19 protein-coding genes are annotated in these 21,919 nt (G+C 61.2%); 3 read left to right on the top strand and 16 right to left on the bottom strand.

The window, feature by feature from the left end; translation table 11 throughout:
- Window positions 1-128: 128 nt before the first annotated feature.
- The 5 genes from NTD87_RS20040 to NTD87_RS20020 form a co-directional block, all read right to left on the bottom strand.
- Window positions 129-965: an ABC transporter ATP-binding protein gene (locus NTD87_RS20040; RefSeq protein ID WP_262115927.1), complete on the bottom strand. Its 837-nt coding sequence runs from the start codon at window positions 963-965 to the stop codon at window positions 129-131.
- Entirely contained in the window at window positions 953-1,756 is an 804-nt protein-coding gene (locus tag NTD87_RS20035; RefSeq protein WP_262115926.1) for an ABC transporter permease, read from the bottom strand. The genes NTD87_RS20040 and NTD87_RS20035 overlap by 13 nt, the downstream gene beginning before the upstream one ends.
- A gap of 9 nt (window positions 1,757-1,765) precedes the next feature.
- Window positions 1,766-2,752 carry an ABC transporter substrate-binding protein gene (locus NTD87_RS20030; protein ID WP_262115925.1) on the bottom strand — a complete coding sequence of 329 codons (987 nt, stop codon included), beginning with the start codon at window positions 2,750-2,752 and terminating at the stop codon, window positions 1,766-1,768.
- Window positions 2,753-3,152: 400 nt separating this feature from the next.
- Entirely contained in the window at window positions 3,153-4,523 is a 1,371-nt protein-coding gene (locus NTD87_RS20025; RefSeq protein WP_262115924.1) for an aspartate aminotransferase family protein, read from the bottom strand.
- A gap of 22 nt (window positions 4,524-4,545) precedes the next feature.
- On the bottom strand, window positions 4,546-6,036 hold the full coding sequence (locus NTD87_RS20020) for an aldehyde dehydrogenase (protein WP_262115923.1): 1,491 nt from the start codon (window positions 6,034-6,036) through the stop codon (window positions 4,546-4,548).
- A gap of 243 nt (window positions 6,037-6,279) precedes the next feature.
- On the opposite strand from NTD87_RS20020, the gene NTD87_RS20015 reads away from it, so the two are divergent.
- A complete protein-coding gene (locus tag NTD87_RS20015) occupies window positions 6,280-7,209 on the top strand; it encodes a LysR family transcriptional regulator (protein WP_262115922.1) in 930 nt (309 codons plus the stop codon).
- Window positions 7,210-7,357: 148 nt separating this feature from the next.
- Here the strand turns inward: NTD87_RS20015 and argE are convergent, their stop codons facing one another.
- The 4 genes from argE to NTD87_RS19995 form a co-directional block, all read right to left on the bottom strand.
- Window positions 7,358-8,521 carry an acetylornithine deacetylase gene (gene argE / locus NTD87_RS20010; protein ID WP_262115921.1) on the bottom strand — a complete coding sequence of 388 codons (1,164 nt, stop codon included), beginning with the start codon at window positions 8,519-8,521 and terminating at the stop codon, window positions 7,358-7,360.
- Entirely contained in the window at window positions 8,518-9,195 is a 678-nt protein-coding gene (locus NTD87_RS20005) for a DUF1028 domain-containing protein (RefSeq protein WP_262115920.1), read from the bottom strand. The genes argE and NTD87_RS20005 overlap by 4 nt, the downstream gene beginning before the upstream one ends.
- Window positions 9,195-9,623 (bottom strand): RidA family protein, encoded by a 429-nt coding sequence (locus NTD87_RS20000; RefSeq protein WP_262115919.1) that lies wholly within the window; start codon window positions 9,621-9,623, stop codon window positions 9,195-9,197. Before NTD87_RS20000 ends, NTD87_RS20005 begins: the two co-directional genes overlap by 1 nt.
- 64 nt (window positions 9,624-9,687) lie before the next feature.
- Window positions 9,688-11,190: a 4-hydroxyphenylacetate 3-hydroxylase family protein gene (locus NTD87_RS19995; RefSeq protein WP_262115918.1), complete on the bottom strand. Its 1,503-nt coding sequence runs from the start codon at window positions 11,188-11,190 to the stop codon at window positions 9,688-9,690.
- Window positions 11,191-11,414: 224 nt separating this feature from the next.
- Between NTD87_RS19995 and NTD87_RS19990 the strand changes: the two genes are divergently transcribed.
- On the top strand, window positions 11,415-11,969 hold the full coding sequence (locus tag NTD87_RS19990) for a flavin reductase family protein (RefSeq protein ID WP_262115917.1): 555 nt from the start codon (window positions 11,415-11,417) through the stop codon (window positions 11,967-11,969).
- 15 nt (window positions 11,970-11,984) lie between these two features.
- Here the strand turns inward: NTD87_RS19990 and NTD87_RS19985 are convergent, their stop codons facing one another.
- A complete protein-coding gene (locus tag NTD87_RS19985) occupies window positions 11,985-14,723 on the bottom strand; it encodes a LuxR C-terminal-related transcriptional regulator (RefSeq protein ID WP_262115916.1) in 2,739 nt (912 codons plus the stop codon).
- Between the two features lie 198 nt (window positions 14,724-14,921).
- Entirely contained in the window at window positions 14,922-15,680 is a 759-nt protein-coding gene (locus tag NTD87_RS19980) for a Nif3-like dinuclear metal center hexameric protein (RefSeq protein WP_262115915.1), read from the bottom strand.
- Between the two features lie 102 nt (window positions 15,681-15,782).
- Here NTD87_RS19980 and algW point away from each other — a divergent pair, with 102 nt between their 5' ends.
- The gene (gene algW / locus NTD87_RS19975; RefSeq protein ID WP_262115914.1) at window positions 15,783-16,937 is read left to right on the top strand and encodes a Do family serine endopeptidase AlgW; all 1,155 of its coding nucleotides are present in this window, start codon (window positions 15,783-15,785) and stop codon (window positions 16,935-16,937) included.
- 135 nt (window positions 16,938-17,072) lie between these two features.
- Here algW and hisC read toward each other — a convergent pair whose 3' ends face one another.
- From hisC to NTD87_RS19950, 5 genes are all read right to left on the bottom strand, one after another.
- Entirely contained in the window at window positions 17,073-18,125 is a 1,053-nt protein-coding gene (hisC, locus tag NTD87_RS19970) for a histidinol-phosphate transaminase (protein ID WP_262115913.1), read from the bottom strand.
- Window positions 18,126-18,127: 2 nt separating this feature from the next.
- Entirely contained in the window at window positions 18,128-19,453 is a 1,326-nt protein-coding gene (hisD, locus tag NTD87_RS19965) for a histidinol dehydrogenase (protein WP_262115912.1), read from the bottom strand.
- Between the two features lie 126 nt (window positions 19,454-19,579).
- The gene (hisG, locus tag NTD87_RS19960) at window positions 19,580-20,215 is read right to left on the bottom strand and encodes an ATP phosphoribosyltransferase (RefSeq protein ID WP_095077852.1); all 636 of its coding nucleotides are present in this window, start codon (window positions 20,213-20,215) and stop codon (window positions 19,580-19,582) included.
- A gap of 133 nt (window positions 20,216-20,348) precedes the next feature.
- On the bottom strand, window positions 20,349-21,614 hold the full coding sequence (gene murA / locus NTD87_RS19955) for a UDP-N-acetylglucosamine 1-carboxyvinyltransferase (protein ID WP_262115911.1): 1,266 nt from the start codon (window positions 21,612-21,614) through the stop codon (window positions 20,349-20,351).
- Between the two features lie 22 nt (window positions 21,615-21,636).
- A complete protein-coding gene (locus NTD87_RS19950; protein WP_019691904.1) occupies window positions 21,637-21,888 on the bottom strand; it encodes a BolA family protein in 252 nt (83 codons plus the stop codon).
- Between the last annotated feature and the right edge of the window lie 31 nt (window positions 21,889-21,919).

Raw genomic sequence — 21,919 nt, 5'->3', positions numbered from 1 at the left:
CTCTGTGCTTAGGATTTGCGAGGACTGTGTCCGAACGCGGCCCGCCTCGAACGCAGCCTCGCGGGCTCGGCAGCTGCTACGGGGCATGTGTTGCCCCGAATCCCCCCTTCGCCACGGCGGGCAGCCGATTAATGCGCCTCCTCCAACTCGTCATGCAGCAACCCGAAGATCTCGCGCTTCATCTCGATAAACGAGCGCTCCATGACCATGTCCAGGGTCCGTGGGCGCTCGATCGGCACGTCGAGAATCTGTTTGATCCGCCCGGGTCTCGCGCCCATGACGTAGACCCGGTCGCCGAGCAAAATCGCTTCGTCGATGTCGTGGGTGACGAACAGCACGGTCTTCTTGCTGTTGCCCCAGACCCGTAGCAGCAGTTGCTGCATTTGCAGGCGGGTCTGGCTGTCGAGGGCGCCGAAGGGTTCGTCCATCAGCAGGATTTGCGGGTCGTTGGCCAGGGCGCGGGCGATGGCCACGCGCTGCATCATGCCGCCGGAGAGTTGCTTGGCGTAGTTGTCGGCGAAGCCGGTCAGGCCGACTTCGTTGACGTAGTAGTCGACGATTTCCTTGCGCTGAGCGGCGGGCATGCCACGGCGTTTGAGGCCGAACTCGACGTTTTGCCGCACGGTCAGCCAGGGGAACAGCGTGTAGCTCTGGAAGACCATGCCGCGATCCGCGCCGGGGCCCTGGACTTGCTGGCCGCCGACGTAGATCTCCCCTTCCGTGGGTTCGGCCAGGCCCGCCGTCAGGTACAGCAGGCTGGATTTGCCGCAACCCGACGGCCCGACCAACACGGCGAACTGCTGGTCGGGCACTTCGAACGAGACCTTTTCCAGCGCGGTGAAGATCCCGCCGTCGGGCTTCTGGTAACGCAGGCTGACCTTGTCCACTTGCAGCCGTGGCGCGGCGTGCACCGGCGCAGCTTTGGGGGTGTCGAAACGGTGAGTGGCAGCGGTTACTGAGCCCATGCGGCGATCCTCAGTCGAAGGAAGCGGAACAGTTGATCGGTGATCAGGCCCAGCAGGCCGATGATCGCGATCGCCAGAAAGATCACATCCACCTGAAAGCCGCGCATGGCTTTGAGGCTCAGGTAGCCGAGGCCACTGGAAGCCGCCACCAGTTCGGCGACCACCAGGTACGTCCAGGCCCAGCCCATGGTGACGCGCAAGGTGTCGAGCACACCCGGCAACGACGCCGGGGCGATCACGTGCAGCACCGCGTCGCGGCGGTTCGAGCCGAGGGTGTAGGAGGCGTTGATCAGGTCCTTGGAGATGCCTTTGGAGACATCAGCGATCATCACCAGTTGCTGGAAGAACACCCCGAAGATGATCACCGACACCCGTTGCTCCAGACCGATGCCGATCCACAGGATGAACAGCGGCACAAAGGACGTCACCGGCAGGTAGCGGATGAAGTTGACCATCGGTTCGAGGAACGCCTGAACGATGCGGAAGCTGCCCATCAGCAGCCCCAACGGCACCGCCACCAGCGACGAGACGATGAAGCCGACCATCACCACTTCCAGGCTCGCCCAAACGTGGACCCCGAGTGTGCCGTCGCGCGCCAGGCGCAGCGCGGCATCGAGCACCGCGCCGGGTGTCGGCAGGAACATGCCCGGCACCACGCCACCGTAAGACAGCCCGGCCCAAAGGCCGACCAGCAGCACCCAGGCCAGGCCGCTGGCGCTCCAGATCACCTTGACCGGCAAGCCGGTCTTGGGTGTGATGCAGCGGCTCAACCATGAATTTCGCTTGAACATGGCAACCTCCTAGAGCGGGCTGACAAAACGGTTGTCGACCAGTTCGTCATGGCTGACGTTGTAGGGTTTGCCTTGCAGTTCGCTGGCGGTTTCGTTGGCCAGTTTGATCAGCGCCGCGCTGTCACCCGGCTTGCCCGGCGAGCCGAGGAGTTTTTCGCTCATGGCCTGATCGTAGAAGCGCACGCCTTTGGCGGCAGCGGCCAGTTCCTTCGGATCGGCGAGGTAACCGCCGACGCCTTTGGCCATGATTGCGTAAGCCTCGTCCGGATGGTCCTGGGTGTACTTCACCGCTTTGTACAAACCGGCGACCAGGGCTTTGACGTCTTCCGGTTGTTTCTCGATGACGCTGCAGTTGAGCGCCACCACGTCGACGATCACGCCGGGGGTGGTGCTGCTGTCGATCAGCACTTTGCCTTGCTTCTTGTCACGGACCATCGACAGGTGGGGTTCCCAGGTCACGGCGGCCGGTACACGACCGGCGATGAACGCGGTGGCGGCATCGTCGGCGGTCATGTTCTGCACGGTGATGTCGCTCATTTTCATGCCGTTCTTTTTCAGCAGGTACGAGAGCCAGAACTGCGAGGTCGAGCCTTCGTTCACTGCCACGGCCTTGCCTTTGAGTTCTTGCAGACTCTTGACGTCCTTGCCCACCAACACACCGTCGCCACCATGGCTGTCATCCAAGGCGGCGACCGCTTTGAAACAGAACTGCGGGCGATACTTGAGCACTTCATCGATGGTCGAGGCCGAGCCGGACAACTGACCCGAGGCCTGAGCGGCCATGTACATCGAGGCTTCTTCTACCACCGGCAGTTCGACGGTCAGGCCGTTCTCCTTGAAGTAGCCCATGTCCTGGGCGAGGTAGAGGGTGCCGTAGCCGACCCAGGTGGTGTGGCCGATGGACAGGGTGCCGGCCTGGGCGCTGGTGGCGACCCCGGCAGCGATGGCGGTGATCGCCAGTGGACGAGAAAGACGGGTTAGCAAGGACTTGATCATGGAGCACTCCCACAGCTGTTGATTTAGTTTTGTCTTGCGGGGCAGTACGGCCAGCGGCCTCGAACAGGTGTTGCGTGCGGTCTCTGATTGGACCTTGGGGTGGTCAGCGTTCGGCTGACTGGCGAGGTTGATGTTGGCCCAAGGACGGCCCCAGGAAAATGAGGAAATATGTCGCCGCGAATGAAGAAAAACCTCGGTAGCGCGCACTGCGAAAGGGCGCCGTGGGCGGGGGTGCCCGGGGTGGGTGCAAGAGGGGAAAAAGGGGTTGAATGGACGAAAGCAATCGCGAGCAGGCTCGCTCCCACAGGGGTTCTATATCGACCCCATTACCGAAGTCGACACAGTTCCAATGTGGGAGCGAGCCTGCTCGCGATAAGGTCCGCAGGACCTTCCAGCGATATTAGAGCCGGTCGTATTCCTGCGCCGTACGATCCACCGCACGCAAGGTTTTAGCGATCAGTTCATCCACTTCTTCACGCGTGGCAATCAACGCCGGGGCCATGATCATCCGGCCCAGTGTCGAGCGAATGATCACCCCTTCTTCGAAACCAATCGTGCGGCAGCGCCAGGCGATGTCGTTCTCGTTGGCGAAGCGTTTGCGGCTGGTTTTGTCCTCGGCCAACTGCAAGGCCGCGACCATGCCCACGCCCTGGATATCGCCCACCAACGGATGGTTGCCGAACACCTCGCGCAGGCACTTCTGCAGGTACGGCCCGATGTCGTCCTTCACCCGTGTGACCACGCCTTCGTCGCGCAAGGCTTTGAGGTTGGCGATGGCCACCGCCGCCGCCACCGGGTGCCCGGAATAGGTCAGGCCGTGGGCGAACACCCCGCCCTGCTCCACCAATACCTGAGCCATTTTTTTCGACAAAATCAGCCCGCCCATGGGGATGTAACCGGAGGTCAGGCCCTTGGCGATGGACAAGGTGTCGGGCTCGAAACCGAAGTGCTCATGGGCGAACCATTCACCGGTGCGACCGAAGCCGCCGATCACTTCGTCGGCGCACAGCAGCACGTCGTACTTGCGGCAGATCCGCTGAATTTCCGGCCAGTAACTCTCTGGCGGAAAGATCATCCCGCCTGCGCCCTGGAACGGTTCGGCGATGAATCCGGCGACCTTGTCGGCGCCCAGTTCAAGAATCTTCTCTTCCAGTTGCCGCGCCGCCCGCAGGCCAAATTCGGCTGGCGTGAGGTTGCCTTCGTGAGCGAAAAAGTACGGTTCGTCGATGTGCGCGATGTCCGGAATCATCCCGCCCATCTCGTGCATGAACTTCATCCCACCCAGCGCCGTCGCGGCCAGGGTCGAACCGTGGTAACCGTTCCAGCGGCCGATCATGACTTTCTTCTCGGGCTTGCCGAGGATGGTCCAGTAACGCCGCACCGCGCGGATCAACACCTCGTTGGCCTCGGAGCCGGAGTTGGTGTAGATCGCGTGGCTGTAATGCCCCGGCAGCAGGCTGAACAACAGCTCGGAGAGCTCGATCACCTGCGGGTGGGTGGTGTGGAAAAACATGTTGTAGTACGGCAGTTGCTCCAATTGCTGGCTCGCGGCGGCGGCCAGATCCTTGCGCCCGTAACCGAGGTTGGTGCACCACAGCCCGGACATGCCGTCCAGATAACGCCGACCGTCGTTGTCCCACAAATGCAGGCGATCGCCACGGACCATCACCCGTGGCCCTTCGTCGTTGAGGGCTTTCTGATCGACGAACGCGTGGATGTGGTGCGCAGCATCGGCGGCCTGGTAGTCGCGGGTTTCACGTGGGGTGGTCATCGCCAGTTCTCCGTTTTTATTGTCAGCGCAGTTGAAACCAGGTGGTCTTCAACTGGGTGTATTTATCGAACGAGTGCAGCGACAGGTCACGGCCAAAACCGGATTGCTTGCCACCGCCAAAAGGCACCGTCACATCCAGCGCATCGACGCTGTTGACCGACACTGTACCGGCACGCAATTGCCGCGCCACGCGGTGGGCGCGATTGAGGTCGTCGGTCCACAGTGACGCCGCTAAACCGTAGACGCTGTCGTTGGCCAATTGCAGTGCGCAGGCTTCGTCATCGAACGCGGTGACTGCCAATACCGGGCCGAATACTTCGTCGCGAAACAGCGGCATGTCCACCGTCACGCCGGTGAAAATCGTCGGCTGAATGAAGTTGTCCGAGCCGTTGAAGACCGACTGCTGACCGCCGCACACGCGCTTCGCACCCTGGCGTTCAGCCTGTTGGATGAATTTCATGATCCGCGCTGTTTGACGGCTGTCGACAATCGCCCCGGCGGTGCTCGACGGGTCCAGCGGATCACCCGGCTGCCAGCGTTCGACCTGAGCCTTGAGCCGCTCGACAAACGGGTCATGAATCGAGCGCTCCACCAGCAACCGCGAGTTGGCGGAGCAGACTTCACCCTGATTGAAGAAGATCCCGAACGCGGCTTTCTGCGCCGCTAGGTCGAGGTCCTGACAATCGGCGAACACCAGATTGGCGCTCTTGCCACCACACTCCAGCCACACCTGTTTGAGGTTCGACTGCGCCGAATACTGCATGAAATATTTGCCGACTTCGGTCGAACCAGTGAACACCAGACAATCGATATCCGGGTGCAAGCCCAAGGCCTTGCCGGCCTGTTCACCGAGGCCCGGCAGCACGTTCAGCACGCCTTGCGGCAGACCCGCTTCCAACGCCAGTTCACCCAGACGCAACGCCGAAAACGGTGATTGTTCGGCCGGTTTGAGGATCACCGAATTACCGGCCGCCAACGCAGGCGCGAGTTTCCACGCGGCCATGTCCAACGGAAAATTCCACGGCACCACCGCGGCCACCACGCCAAGGGCTTCGCGGGTGATGGTCGCCAGCACGTTCTGCGCACTCGGGGCGACCTGGTCATAGAGTTTGTCGAGGCTTTCGGCGTACCAGCGAAACACCCCGGCGGCGCCCGGCACGTCGATGTTATAGGCGTCCATCACCGGTTTGCCCATGTTCAACGAGTCGAGCAGCGCCAGTTCTTCGCGGTTGGCCATGATCAGCTCGGCCAAACGCAGCAGCACTTGTTTGCGCTCGCTGGGCGAGCGCGCCGACCACACGCCCGACTCAAACGACTGCCGTGCGCTGATCACCGCCGCATCGACGTCTTCACTGCCACACGCGGCCACCTCGGCCAACACAGTGCCGGTGGCCGGGTTGATCGCGGCAAAGGTCTGCCCGGACTGCGCCGGTCGCTGTTTGCCATCGATCAATGCCTGCGTGGGAAACTGCACTGCGGCGGCCTGGCCTTGCCAATATTCAAGCTCGAACACGTTCGGATGCTCCTTGGGCTTTCTCGTGCAGTGGATGGTGGCTCAGGCCCGCGCCAGGGAAAAATAGTAAATATGTGTTCGCAGGCGATGAAAAAACTGGGCAACCAAGCTCCCCACGTGCGCGCCATGTGGTTATTGTTCAGGCATAACAAAACCGTCGCCCAAGCGGATAAGGGCGGTGCGCACATTGCTTGGGTTCAACTGTCGAGACTGACGTCGAATCCATCCACCCCGAGGTTTGCTGTGGCTGCCTACAATCTGCGTCAACTGAAGTACTTCATTACTACCGTCGAATGCGGCAGCGTCGCCGAAGCGTCGCGCAAGCTGTACATCGCCCAGCCGTCGATTTCCACGGCGATCAAGGGCCTGGAAGACAGCTTTGGTGTGCAGTTGCTGATCCGTCACCACGCCCAGGGTGTTTCCCTCACCCCCAGCGGTGCGCGGTTTTATCGTAAAGCGCAGGAGCTGTTGCGCATGGCCAAGGAGTTCGAGCAGAACGCCCTGGCCGACAACGACGTGGTGTCCGGGCAGATCGATATCGGCTGCTTTGAAACGGTCGCGCCGCTGTACCTGCCGCAATTGCTTGCCGGGTTCTCGGCGTTGTATCCGGGGGTGGAAATCCGCATCCGCGATGGTGAGCAGCAAGAGCTGGTGCAGGGTTTGACGTCGGGCGCTTTCGATCTGGCGATCCTGTACGAGCACGACCTGGACGGCACCATCGAAACCGAACCGCTGATGCCGGCGCAACGGCCTTACGCGCTGCTGCCGGCCGATCACCGTTTTGCCCAGCAAGCGCAGGTGTCCCTGCGTGACCTGTGCCTGGAGCCCATGATTCTGCTCGACGTGCAGCCGAGCCGGACCTATTTCGTCAGCCTGTTTGAAGAGTTGGGGTTAACGCCAAGAATTGCCTTCAGCTCGCCGTCGATCGAAATGGTTCGCGGGATGGTCGGCCAGGGATTCGGCTTTTCGATCCTGGTGACCCGGCCACACTCGGAGTGCACCTACGACGGGCAGAAAGTGGTGTGCGTGGACATTGTCGAAGAGGTCACCGGTTCCGGGTTAGTGGCGGCGTGGCTCAAACGCGGGCAACTGACCAAACCGGCGCAGTTGTTTGCGGATTATTGTCGGGAGCAGCTCACCGCCAAGGCCCAGAGATCAACCCCAACCCCGTAGCAGCTGGCGTAGCCTGCGTTCGAGGACGAAGTCCTCGCAAACTTGGCCCCCCCATTTCACCTGAAAACCGCGTGTGGAGGATTTACGACCGCTTCGCGCTCGAACGCAGGCTACGCCAGCTGCTACGGGGGATCTGCGTAGCGCGCAATTACTGCGGCATCCGCAACCAATGAGTCAACCGCTCCAACATCCGCTCACACCCCAGCATCTGTTCGACGCTGACAAACTCATCCGGCTTGTGCCCTTGCTCCATGCTTCCAGGCCCGCAGACCACGGTGGGAATCCCGGCCTGATCGAACAATCCGCCTTCTGTGCCAAAGGCCACGGTGCCAAATTCATTGCAGCCGCTTAAGCGGGCGATGAGTTCGGCGGCGAAGCCGTCAGGGTTGGTCGCCAACCCCGGATAGCCACTCAACGGCTGAAATCGAATCGCGGTCTCAGGTTGCACAGCCTGCATCTTCGGTAGCAGTTGCTGTTCGGCGAAGGCTTGCAACTCGTCCGCAACCCGCTGCGGATCGAAACTCGGCAAGGCCCGTACTTCGAAGTCGAACTCACACTGCGCCGGCACGATGTTCAGCGCCGTGCCGCCACGAATGACCCCGGTTTGCACGGTCGAGTACGGCGGGTCGAAGCGCAGGTCGAGGTCTTCGTTCTGCGCCAGCCCTTCGCCGATTTGTCCGAGTTTGCCGATCAGCCACGCCGCGTATTCGATGGCGTTGACCCCTTGCGGCGCATAGGCCGAATGACAGGCCGCGCCCTGCACGCAACAACGCATCGCCAGTTTGCCTTTGTGGCCGAGCACCGGACGCAACTCGGTGGGCTCGCCGATGATGCAGGCCAGCGGTTTGGGTTCGCGCTGTTGCAGTTCGGCGAGCAACGAGCGCACGCCGAGGCAGCCGACTTCTTCATCATAGGAAAACGCCAGGTGCACCGGCACCTGCAACGGCTGCGCGACCAATGCCGGCACCGCCGCCAGCACGCAGGCCAGATAACCTTTCATGTCGGCAGTGCCGCGTCCGTACAGGCGTCCTTCGCGCTCACTCAACACGAATGGTTCGACCGTCCACGCCTGACCATCCACCGGCACCACGTCGGTGTGCCCGGACAGCACAATCCCACGCAGGTGCGTGGGTCCGATGCTGGCGTAGAGGTTGGCCTTGGTCTTTTGCGCGTTGAAGAACAATTCGCTGGCCACGCCGAAATCCGCGAGGTAGTCGCGGATAAATTCGATCAGCGCCAGGTTGGAGTCGCGGCTGACGGTGTTGAAGCCGATCAACCGTTCCAGCAACGCACGACTGTTAAAAGTGCTCATTCATCACCGGGCACGCCGTAGCTCGGGGCCAGCGTCGGGTTCAACGCGCGGATCACATAATCATCCATTTGCGGCCGATAGGCCTGCCACAACTGACTCAGTTGCCCAATCGGGTCCTGCTCGGCCCAGTCCACCCGCAAATCGACCACCGGCCACAGCAGATCGCCGACCACCGACAACGCCGCCGAATGCACCGGCCCGGCTTCACCGCCAGCAGTCATGGCAGCCTGCATGGCCGCGAGCAAACGGTCGGCCAGCAACTCGCCGGCACCGGCTTCAAACGCCGTGACCATCGCTTGAATCACCTGTGGGTCCGCCAGCAGATTTCCGGCAGCCACGCATTGCTCACCGGCCACCGCGTTGTTCACGCCCAACGCCTGGCTGCCGGTGAAAAACGCCGTGGCACCATGCTGATCGATCAACGCTACTTGCCGGTATTGGCTGAAGCCATGCCGGGTCAGGGCTTTATCGAGCGCGGCTTCAGGGTTCTCCCCGGAGCCGAGCAGGTCGAGAATTTCCGGGCCCAGGGCCGGCAACGTGATGTTCTGGGTCGCCACCGCTCCGGTGCCGGCACGCAGCCAGGGGCAACGAGCGCCGACAGCAATGCTCGACGAACTGATGGCGATCCCCAGTTGTCCAGTTTCGGCGCAACGGCCGACGATGGAAAAAGTCATCAGCGCCGCTCCTCATCCGGGATCACTGCAATCACGTCGATTTCCATCAGCCATTCCGCCTGCCCCAAACCTGCGACCACCAGCCCGGTGGAGATCGGAAACACGCCCTTGAGCCACTTGCCGATCTCCCGGTAGACCGGTTCACGAAAGCGCGGGTCGGTGATGTAGGTGGTGGTTTTGACGATGTGGCTGAGGTCGCTGCCGGCCTCCTCCAGCAGTTGCTTGAGGTTTTTCATCGCCTGCTCGGCCTGGGCCCGTGGGTCGCCGAGGCCCACCAGTTTGCCGGTAAAATCGGTGCCGACCTGACCGCGCACGTACACGGTATTGCCGGCGACCACCGCCTGGCAAAGGTCGTTGTCGAGGGTCTGGTTCGGGTAGGTTTCCTTGGTGTTGAACATGCGAATGCGGGTGTGCGTCGGTGTGCTCATGCTGAGAACCTGTGTTCGAAACGGGGGGGATGCCTGACCGCCCAGGGTCAGGCGTTCAAAAGACTCAGGCCTTCAAGGCGATCTTCGGCGCCGGTGCGGCGGCAATCGGGGCCTTGGCCGCGCCCATCACCCGGTCGGACAAACCGGCGGACTTGCGCACGAAGTCCAGCGGACCGTCCCAGTCGAAGTTGCGGTACACCGCCGCCAAGTGGGCGAAGGGTGGCGACTGGGCGAACAACTGGAACGTCAGGCGGTGCCCGGCGTAGTCTGAGTTCATCAGGTCGCGGGCGAAGGCCAGCAGCTTGCGCCGGTCTTCGGCGACCCAGTCGTCGTTGACCGAGTAGTACTTGTCCAGCCACTTGCCGGCTTCCGGGTGATTGAAGGTCGCCGCGTCCGGGGTCACGCAGATCTGTCCGCCGCACAGTTCGCGAGCGATGTGAGTCATGTTGTGCAATTGCGAAGTCGCCAGCACCCGACCGGTGTAGAGCAGCGACTGGTTCGGCATCAGCAAGCCGCCAGGGCTCTTCTCGGCCAGTGCGATGGACGCCGTCAGGTGCGCGTTGATGCCTTCGCGGTAGCAGGCCAGTTGAGCAAGTTTTTCCTGTACCGCCTGCTGGTTTTCCAGGCCGGTTTGACGGGCGTTGAACAGCGCCGCGCCGATCAGCATGTCTGCCACTTTCAGGTTGCGCTGCACGAACGCGAAGGCGCTGTAGCGGTGCAAGGTCGAACGAATAAAGGTCGCGGCTTTGGTGTGCTGATAGAACAGCACGTTTTCCCACGGGATCAGCACGTTGTCGAAAATCACCAGCGCATCGACTTCATCGAAGCGGTTGGCCAACGGGTAGTCGTCGCTGCTGCCACGCCCGGCAAAACCGCTGCGGCAGATGAACTTCAAGCCTGGCGAACTCAGGTCGCAGATGAAGCCGACCGCGTAATTCGACAGCTCGGAGTTGCCCCAGTTGGCGATGGTGGGTTTGGTGAACGCCTGGTTCGAGTAGGCGGCGGCGGTTTCATATTTGGCGCCGCGGACGATGATCCCGGCGTCGGTTTCCTTGACCACGTGCAACAGCATGTCCGGGTCCTGGTCCTGTGGGCGCTTGGAGCGGTCGCCCTTGGGGTCGGTGTTGGCCGAGACGTGGAAGGTGTCGCTGTAGAGCACTTTGTCGATGTGGTTGCGGATGTTCGCCGAAAACTGCGGGTTGACCTCGTTGAGCACGTCCTGGCCGTCGAACAGCGACCACATTTCGCCGACGGTTTCATCGCCAACGCGGGTCACTACACCGCCGATGTCATTGAGCACCGCGTCGGTGGAGTTGCGCTTGTCCCACCAGTCCTGCTGGGTGCGCGGCAACTTGAGGCCGATGGCGTGGCTTTCGCCGCGCTCGTCCTGATAAGTCATTGTGCTTTTGGTCGCGGCGTCGTGCTGCATGTCATAGATCCGCGCCCGTACATCCACCAGCGGCTTGAACGCCGGGTGGGACGGCACATCCGTCACGCGTTCGCCGTTGATGTAAACCTCACGGCCGTCGCGGATGGAATCGCGGTACTGCTCGCCTGTTCTGATCATTGTGAATCCCCATGATGTGCCAACGGTTCGCGCTGGGCGCTGTGTCTGGGGCCATTCTGTTCATGAGGCTAACCACAAATAAATGAGGTTATTTGTGGTTGTTGCCCAGCTAAAAACTGGGCTTAGGCTTTTTAGCTTCAGCCGCCACAAATTAACTAATTTCGGTATTGGCCGCGCCCTCGCAGAATCGACTCATCAAATCCGAAATGAAGAGGATGTGTGCGATGAATGGGTCCGTGCGTTTTCAGCAAGACAAAGTCAGCACCTTGAGCCAGCCAACCCCTGCGGCCGATCCGGCGCAATTCATTGCGGCCATGGGCCAATGCGCTACCGGAGTGACGGTGATTACTACCGATGGCAGCGGCGGCCGTTTCGGCGTGACCGTCAGCGCCATGACCTCGGTCTCGGCCGAACCGCCGATGCTGCTGGTCTGCGTGAACCGCAGCAACCTGGCCTCGAAAGCCATCGACCTGAACGGTTGCTTCTGTGTGAACGTCATCGAGACCGAGCAACGGCCGGTGGCGCAGGTGTTCGCCGGGCAGATCAAACTGGAAAACGCCGACCGTTTCACCTGCGCCGACTGGACGCCGCACACCACCGGCGCACCGCTGCTGGACAATGCCCTGGCGAGTTTCGACTGCGAGATCGCCCACCAAATGGACCTTGGCACCCACACGGTGTATGTCGGTAAAGTCGTCGCGGTGAAAAGCCGTGAAGGCGCGCCGCTGGCCTATTCGCAGCGCAAGTTTTGCGGGTTGCAGGCGTTGGAAGGGTTTTGATTCAGGTGATTTGACCTACACCAACAACCCCAACTCCTTGGCCCGGGCCACTGCCTGGGTGCGGCGTTCGACGCCGAGTTTGCTGTTGATGTGGCTGGCGTGGGTCTTGACGGTGTGCAGCGAGATAAACAACTGATCGCTGATTTCCTGGTTCGAGCAGCCTTGAGCGATCAATTGCAATACCGCCTGTTCACGGGCGCTGAGGGTTTCGCCGGGGTGCTGCGGTTCTGCAGTCTCGCGGGCCGCCACTTGGGGCAAACGCTCGACCAGGCTCTCACGCAATGCACCGGGCGGACAGTGCGCCAGTTGCTCGCGCAGCCAGTCCGGGCGTTCGCGCAGCAACCATTCGAAAGGTTGCAGGACGCCACCGGCCGCCGCCTCGAACGCCTGAACCAAGGCCTGACGCGCCTCTGGTTCGCGGCCAGTGTTCAGCAGCAGCGCGACCTTCTGATTCAACGCCATCACGCTGAGCATCTGCCGTCCGGTCTTCTGCCCGTGTTCCAACAGTGCGTTGAGACGCCCTTCGGCCAGCATCGGCTGCGCTTGAATGGCTTCCAGAAGCGCTTGTTGCAATTCGATGTGCAGTGGCATTTGCGGATGAAACTCCGGTGGTGCCGCGGCCTGCTCTCCGTTATAGGTCTGGCCCAACCGTGTCAGCCAGGCTTCGGCCAGATCGGTGCGGCCCTGAGCCAGCCAAAGCTCGCATTTGACCAGTGTGATCATCGCCAGGTAGTAAATCGGCGGCACGTCCCAGATGTGCATCAGCCGCTCGGCCTCGGCCAGTTCGGCAAAGGCCCTGGCGAACTCGCCGTTGCTGCCCTCAAGCTTGGCGATCACGCAGTGACCGATCAGCACGCTGATGTCGCGACAGGCCCGCGCTTCGTTCAAACCCGCTCGCAAACGCGCCAACCCGGCTTCGGGTTGCAGGCGCAAGGTCAGTAGAAAACCTTCATACAAGGTCAGCCGTGCGCGAACCGCGTATAGCCGCTGCGGCGATAACCCCTGCAAGCGTTGCTGGCCCTGATGCACTTCGTCCAGCGAGCGGAGAATCTCCCCCCGCGCTTGCAGCACCCGCGCGCGGTCGTAATGGGCCAGCGCCTCGAACAGCGGGTTGCCGACCCGTTGCGCCAGTTCCAGCGACTCACGGTTCAACCCCCGGGCGCGCCACAAATCCGCGTCGGCGATCGCCAGATTGGACAAGGTCGACAGGCATACCAGGCGCTGGCCGTAACGTTTGTGCGGCAGGCTCTCCAGCGCTTCGGTGCAGTACATCAGTGTCAGTTCACGCTGGCCGCGACCGCGGGCGATGATCCCGCTCAGCGCCAGCCACTGCGCCAACATGGATTTTTGTGCAGTAGCCGAAGGCGCCGGCAGAAAGCGGCTCAAGTGGTTGGCCAACTCTTCAGCGGCATCCAGCTGACAGGCCAATCCCAATGCCCAGCTGTACAACACGATCAGCCGCGGGGTGCTGATCAGCAGGCTGTCGGGCAAGTCCATTTTCCAGCGCAGCAGCATGCCGACGTTCTGTTCGGCCAGCAGTTGTTCTTCGGAAAGGTTCTGCACCAGGTTCGCCGCCACATCCAGGTGCCCGGCGCGCAACGCCTGCTCTACCGCCTCATCGAGCAAACCCTGGGCGTTGAACCAGCGACAGGCGCGCAAGTGCAGGCTCGCGGTGGGCACCATGGCATTGGCGGTCGGCCGGCTGCGCAGCAGGTCGGAAAACAGATGGTGATAACGATACCAGTGACCGTGCTCGTCGAGCGGCACCAGGAACACCTGATGGGACAGCAGGAAGCGCAGGATCTCGGCGCTGTCATGGGCCTCGCGCACGGCATCGCAGAGTTCGCTGCAAAAGCGCTCTTGCGGTGCGGTGTCGTACAAAAATGACTGCACCTCGGCGGGCAGGCAATCGATGACCTCTTCAAGCAGGTAATCGCGTATCAAGCCTTCGCCACCGTGCAGCGGCTGCGGCAACGCGCCGCCATTCCCCGCTTCGGAGGCGGCCAGCAACCAGAAACGCAACCCCGCGACCCAGCCTTCGCTGCGCTGGATCAGACTCTCCAGCGCCTCGCCACGCAATGAACTGCTGTGTCGATCCAGCAAGGCCAGGGATTCGTCATGGGTCAGGCGCAGGTCCTGTTCGTGCAGCTCAAGCAATTGTCGCGACAGGCGCAAACGCGCCAGGTGCCAGTCGGGGCGCTGGCGACTGGTCACCAGCACCAGCAGGCCATCGGGCAAATGATTGAGGAAAAATTGCAGGCAGCGATCGAGCACCGGGCCCTGGGCCAGATGGTAGTCATCCAGGACCAGCAGCAGCGGCATGCTCGGGGACAGGCGAGTCGCCAGTTCGTCGAGCAAGCCGTCCAGCCATTCTTCGAAGGCGAACGGTTGATGGCGTTGGCGCATTTTCAGCAGGCCAAGGGACTGGCTGCCCAACGTCGGAAAATAGTGTTGCAACCCTTCAAGCAGCCGTTCGAGGAAGCGCCCGGGATCGTTGTCGCGCGGACTCAACCCCAGCCAGAGACTGTGCCAATGCGCCGGCAGGCTCTGACAGAACTCCACCGCCAACGAGCTTTTACCGAACCCTGCAGGCGCACTGACCAGCAGCAATCGCCCCTGCAACCCTGCACTCAGCCGCTCGCACAGGCGAGGCCGCAGCACATAGCCGTCGGGCAAGGGTGGTCGGTAAAAACGCCCCTCCAGCACAGGCATCGCCGCGCTGGAAGGCCTCTGGATTCGGAACAGGTCAGTCATAGCCAACTCTTATTGAAGTACTGTTGTCGGCATTGCAGATGTCCGCAGACTAGCGGTAAAGCGGATCGGATTGAAGGTTCCTGCTACAAATGGCTACAAAAAGACTACGAACAAAAGTTTCCGGGTGCGTAATGCCCCGGCATCAGCCAAAAGATCGTCCGAACGCGGCCCGAACCTTCGGCAGCTGCAGAATGCGCTTTATATCGGGTTTGGGCAGTCGATGAAGATGTGTTCAAGGGCAAACCGTCGCGCCAGATATTCCCCCAGCGCCTGCACACCGTAGCGTTCGGTGGCGTGATGGCCAGCGGCGATGAAACTGATGTCGTTTTCACGGGCGCTGTGGAAGGTTTGCTCGGACGCCTCACCGCTCAGGTACAAGTCGACACCGGCCAGCACCGCCTGATCGATATAGCCCTGACCACCGCCCGTGCACCAGCCGACACGCCGGACCATCTCGCTACCTTCGATCAGCAACGGCTCACGGCCCATGGCTTCTTGCACATGACGGGCAAAGTCGCGCGCGGTCATGGGTTCGGCGAGGGAGCCGACCAGGCCGACCACTTTGAGGTTTTCCGGGTCCAGCGGGCCTTCGACGGTGATGTCCAGTTGACGAGCCAGTTGCACGTTGTTGCCCACTTCCGGATGCAGATCCAGCGGCAAGTGATAGGCCAGGAGGCTGATATCGTGCTTGAGCAAGGTTTTGAGCCTACGCTGCTTCATACCGGTAATGCAGGGGTTCTCGCCTTTCCAGAAGTAGCCGTGGTGCACCAGCACCAGATCGGCCTTGGCTTCGACTGCGGCATCGAGCAATGCCTGGCTGGCCGTGACGCCGCTGACGATGCGCATGACCTGCGGCCGACCTTCGACTTGCAGGCCGTTGGGGCAATAGTCGGCAATTCGTGAACTGGCGAGGTAACGGTCCGCTTCTTCTACCAGGGTGCTCAGGGCAACGGCCATAAAAGACTCCTAAATATCCCGTTCAGAGGCGCGCGCGGCCTCGTATAATGCGCAACATTATGGGCCGTGGAAGGCTCTCCGTAACCTCCCAGGATTTGTTCAATGCTTAAGGGTCTGCGTTTTTTCGGCTGGCCGCTGCTTGCCGGCGTGCTTATCGCGTTGTTGATTATCCAGCGTTACCCACAATGGGTCGGACTGCCAAGCCTGGATGTGAACCTGCAGCAAGCCCCACAAACCACTCAGACCCAACAGGGGCCAGTGTCTTACGCCGACGCCGTGGTTATCGCCGCACCGGCGGTGGTCAACCTCTACACCACCAAAGTGGTCAACAAAACCAGCCATCCGCTGTTTGAAGACCCGCAGTTCCGGCGGTTCTTCGGCGACAACGAGCCCAAGCAGAAGCGCATGGAATCGAGCCTCGGTTCCGGGGTGATCATGAGCCCGGAAGGTTACTTGCTGACCAACAACCACGTGACCACAGGCGCCGACCAGATTGTTGTTGCACTCAAGGATGGTCGTGAAACCCTCGCACGCGTGATCGGCAGCGACCCGGAAACCGACCTCGCGGTGCTGAAAATCGATTTGAAAAACCTGCCGTCAATCACCGTCGGCCGTTCCGAAAGCGTGCGCGTCGGCGATGTCGCGCTGGCCATCGGCAACCCGTTTGGCGTCGGCCAGACCGTGACCATGGGCATCATCAGCGCCACGGGGCGTAATCAGCTGGGCCTGAACAACTACGAAGACTTCATCCAGACCGACGCCGCGATCAACCCAGGCAACTCCGGCGGTGCGCTGGTAGATGCCAACGGCAACCTCACCGGGATCAACACCGCGATTTTCTCCAAGTCCGGTGGTTCTCAGGGCATTGGCTTCGCGATCCCGATCAAACTGGCGATGGAAGTGATGAAGTCGATCATCGAGCACGGTCAGGTGATTCGCGGCTGGCTCGGGATTGAAGTGCAGCCGTTGAGCCAGGAGCTGGCAGAGTCGTACGGCCTTTCCGGGCGTCCGGGTATCGTCGTGGCGGGGATTTTCCGCGATGGTCCGGCGCAAAAAGCCGGCCTGCAATTGGGCGATGTGATTCTCAGCATTGACGGCGAACCGGCCGGCGATGGCCGCCGTTCGATGAATCAGGTTGCACGGATCAAGCCGACCGACAAGGTCACCGTCCAGGTCATGCGCAATGGCAAGGAGCTCAAGATGACCGCAGAAATCGGCCTGCGTCCGCCGCCAGCACCGGTCAAGGAAGCAGAGTAAGCAGCAACACAAATCAATGTGGGAGCAGCCGGGCGGCGTTCCGTCTGCTCGCGATGACGCCGTAACATTCAACATCATCGTTGACTGTTAAGCCGCCATCGCGAGCAGGCTCGCTCCCACAGGTTCGGCGTTGTGTTAAAGGTCGCCGAGGCCGTCGATCAACGCCTGGTTCTGCTCTGGCGTACCGATGGTGATGCGCAGGAATTGGGCAATGCGTTCCTGCTTGAAGTGCCGGACAATTACGCCCTGCTCGCGCAATTTCGCCGCCAGACCTGCCGCATCATGCTGCGGGTGACGAGCGAAGATGAAGTTCGCTGCCGACGGCAACACCTCAAAACCCTTCTCCTGCAATTGCTCGACCACACGCTCACGACTGTCGATCACCAACTGACAGGTCTTGTCGAAGTACTCGCGATCCTCAAACGCTGCCGCCGCACCGACGATTGCCAGGCGATCCAGTGGATAGGAGTTGAAGCTGTTCTTGATCCGCTCCAGCGCTTCGATCAGGTCCGGATGACCCACCGCCAGGCCCACACGCAAACCGGCCAGCGAACGCGACTTGGACAGCGTCTGAGTCACCAGCAGGTTCGGGTAACGGTCGACCAGGCTGATCGCCGTCTCGCCGCCGAAGTCGATATAGGCTTCATCGACCACCACCACCGAGTCGGGGCTGGCCTTGAGGATTTGTTCCACAGCGTCCAGTGCCAACAGGCAACCGGTCGGTGCATTCGGGTTGGGGAAAATGATCCCGCCGTTTGGCTTGGCATAGTCCGAGACGCGAATCTGGAACTGCTCGTCCAGCGGCACCGCGTCGAATGGAATGCCATACAAGCCGCAATACACCGGATAAAAGCTGTAGCTGATGTCCGGGAACAGCAGCGGTTGACCGTGCTGGAACAGGCCATGAAAAACATGGGCCAGCACTTCATCGGAACCGTTGCCGAGGAACACCTGATTACCCTGCACCCCGTAATACTTGGCCACCGCCTGCTTGAGCAAGTCGCTGTTGGGGTCCGGGTACAGACGCAGGTTGTCGTTCAGTTCGGTTTGCATCGCCGCCAGTGCTTTGGGCGATGGGCCGTAAGGGTTTTCATTGGTATTGAGCTTGACCAGCTTCGCCAGTTTCGGCTGCTCGCCCGGCACGTACGGCACCAGATCCTTGACGAATGGACTCCAGAATTTGCTCATATTCAGTTCACCTTCTTGTCGTCAACGATGCGGTATTCGGCGCTGCGAGCGTGAGCGGTCAGCGACTCGCCACGGGCCAGTACGGAAGCGGTCTTGCCCAACTCCGAAGCGCCAGCCTCGGAGCAGAAGATGATCGACGAACGCTTCTGAAAGTCATAAACCCCCAGCGGCGAGGAGAAACGCGCGGTGCCGGAAGTCGGCAACACGTGGTTGGGACCGGCGCAGTAGTCGCCCAAGGCTTCAGACGTGTGACGGCCCATGAAGATCGCACCGGCGTGGCGAATCTGCGGCAACCAGGCTTGCGGATCGGCCACCGACAATTCCAGGTGCTCCGGCGCAATGCGGTTGGCCACTTCGATGGCCTGCTGCATGTCGCGAACCTGGATCAGCGCACCGCGACCATTGATCGAGGTTTTGATGATTTCGGCGCGTTCCATGGTGGGTAGCAGTTTGGCAATGCTCGCTGCCACCTGGTCGAGGAATTCGGCGTCGGGGCTGACCAGAATTGCCTGAGCGTCTTCGTCGTGCTCGGCCTGAGAGAACAGGTCCATGGCGATCCAGTCCGGATCGGTCTGGCCATCGCACACCACGAGGATTTCCGATGGGCCGGCGATCATGTCGATGCCCACCTGACCGAACACGTGACGCTTGGCGGTGGCGACATAGATGTTGCCGGGGCCGACGACTTTGTCGACCTTCGGTACGCTTTCGGTGCCGTAGGCCAGCGCGGCAACGGCTTGCGCGCCACCGATGGTGAACACCCGGTCGACACCAGCGATGCACGCTGCAGCCAGCACAAGCTCGTTGACTTCACCCCTTGGCGTCGGCACGACCATGACCACTTCGGTCACACCGGCCACCTTGGCCGGGATCGCGTTCATCAGCACCGAAGAAGGATAAGACGCCTTGCCACCCGGTACGTACAAACCGGCGCGATCCAGCGGCGTGACCTTCTGGCCCAGGACCGTGCCGTCGGCTTCGGTGTAGCTCCAGGAGTCCTGCTTCTGTTTTTCGTGGTAGCTGCGCACGCGTGTAGCGGCTTTTTCCAGGGCTTCGCGCTGAGGCACGGTGATCCGGGTCAACGCCAGTTCCAGACGCTCACGCGGCAGGATCAGGTCGGCCATCGACGCCACTTGCAGGCCGTCGAACTTCTGGGTGAACTCAACCAGCGCCGCGTCGCCGCGCTCGCGCACCGCCTTGATGATGTCCAGCACCCGCTGATTGACCGAATCGTCAGACACACTTTCCCAGCTCAGCAGATGATCCAGATGATGCGCGAAATCCGGGTCAGCAGCGTTGAGTCGGCGAATTGCAGTCGGTGCGGTCATAGCGAGAGCCTCATAGGATTGGCAAAAACTCAGGCGCCCTAAACTAGCAGTCGTTTCCGCTTGGGCACCTGAGAATTCTGGCTATGAGGCGGATAGACGGGCGCGACTCAAGGTCGCGCAGGTGAATCAGCCGCGGTGTCGAGACTCCACTGCCTTGCGCAGGGTGTCGATCAACGCCTGGATACGGGCGTGCTGCATTTTCATCGAAGCTTTGTTGACGATCAGCCGGGAGCTGATGGCAGCAATGAAATCCTGTGGCTCCAGGCCGTTGGCCCGCAGCGTGTTACCGGTATCGACCACGTCGATGATCTTGTCCGCCAGACCGATCAGCGGCGCCAGTTCCATCGAGCCGTAGAGCTTGATGATGTCGACCTGACGGCCCTGCTCGGCGTAGTAACGCTTGGCAACGTTGACGAACTTGGTGGCAATGCGCAGACGGCCCTTGGGCTCGATCGCGCCGATTTTACCAGCGGTCATCAGCTTGCATTGGGCGATTTGCAGATCCAGTGGCTCGTACAGGCCCTGGCCGCCGTATTCCATCAGCACATCTTTACCGGCGACGCCCAGGTCAGCGGCACCGTGCTCGACGTAGGTCGGCACATCGGTGGCGCGCACGATCAGCAAGCGCACATCGGCCTGGGTCGTGGGGATGATCAACTTGCGGCTCTTGTCCGGATTCTCGGTCGGCACGATGCCCGCTTCAGCCAGAAGCGGCAGGGTGTCGTCGAGGATGCGGCCCTTGGACAGTGCGATGGTCAACATGGGAAACGTAAGTCCTTATCAGGATACTTATGCCCGGTCGCAAACGGCGCCGGACAAACGTCGAGCCTGAAACGACAGGCTCGACTTGAACGATTCAACAGTCGGGCACGTCCCTGTGCCCTTGACGCAAGTACTAGCCCGGTACGCGGCGGATCTTCGCGCCGAGCATCTGCAGCTTCTCTTCGATGCACTCGTACCCACGGTCGATGTGGTAGATGCGGTCGATCAGTGTATCGCCTTCGGCCATCAGTGCCGAAATCACCAGACTGGCAGAAGCCCGCAGGTCGGTGGCCATGACTGGCGCGCCTTTGAGGACTTCGGTACCGGTCACGATGGCGGTGTTGCCTTCGACCTGGATCTTGGCGCCCATGCGGTGCAGTTCGTAGACGTGCATGAAGCGGTTTTCGAAGATCGTCTCGATCACAGCGCCAGTGCCTTCGGCAATCGCGTTGAGAGAGATGAACTGCGCTTGCATGTCGGTCGGGAACGCCGGGTACGGAGCGGTCCGCACGTTAACGGCTTTTGGCCGTTTGCCGTGCATGTTCAGCTCGATCCAGTCTTCACCGGTGGTGATTTCGGCGCCCGCTTCCTTGAGTTTTTCCAGAACGGCTTCAAGGATGGTCGGATCGGTGTCCTTGACCTTCACGCGGCCGCCAGTCACAGCAGCAGCCACCAGGTAAGTACCGGTTTCGATACGGTCCGGCATGACTTTGTAAGTCGTGGTGTGCAGACGCTTCACACCTTCAATGGTGATGGTGTCGGTGCCGGCGCCCTGGACGTTGGCGCCCATGGCATTGAGGAAGTTCGCCAGGTCGACGACTTCAGGCTCACGGGCAGCGTTTTGCAGAACGCTGCGGCCGTTGGCCAGCGCCGCAGCCATCATGATGTTCTCGGTACCGGTCACACTGACGGTATCGAAGAAGAAGTTTGCACCGCGCAGGCCGCCTTCTGGCGCCTTCGCCTTGATGTAACCACCTTCCACGTCAATGGTCGCGCCCATGGCTTCAAGGCCACGGATGTGCAGGTCGACCGGACGCGAACCGATGGCGCAACCGCCAGGCAGTGCAACTTCGGCTTCACCAAAACGCGCAACCATCGGCCCCAGAACCAGGATCGAGGCACGCATGGTTTTCACCAGTTCGTACGGCGCGACCAGGGTCTTGATGGTGCGTGGATCGATTTCGACGCTGAGTTTCTCGTCGATCACCGGCTCAATGCCCATGCGACCGAACAGCTCGATCATGGTGGTGATGTCGTGCAGGTGCGGCAGGTTGGCGACCGTCACTGGGCCATCGCACAACAGCGTTGCAGCCAGAATCGGCAGGGCAGAGTTCTTTGCCCCGGAGATGCGGATTTCGCCATCAAGACGAACGCCGCCGGTAATAATCAATTTATCCATAAGAATCTCGACGCCCTTGGGCTCAGGTGCGCTCGGCCCAGGCCGCGCTGCTGAAAAATTTCATAGTGACCGCATGGATGCTGCCATCGGTGATCCATGGGTTCAAATGGGCATAGATCTGCTGCTGACGCTTGACCGGGCTCAATGCCGCCAGCTCATCGCTAATCACGTTCAGCTGAAAGTTGCAGCCTTCGCCCTCAACTTCTACCTGCACTGATAAAAGAGTCTCGGACAGCTTTCCTTCAAGAAAGCTCTTCACTTCGTTGGCCTGCATGCTCAACCTCAATCGGCGCCGTGTGCGCGCG

Origin of the sequence: Pseudomonas sp. 6D_7.1_Bac1, from assembly GCF_025465945.1 — a bacterium.
GTDB lineage: Bacteria > Pseudomonadota > Gammaproteobacteria > Pseudomonadales > Pseudomonadaceae > Aquipseudomonas.
Note: the sequence above shows the minus strand (reverse complement) of the source record. Positions and strands in the feature narration are given on the sequence as shown.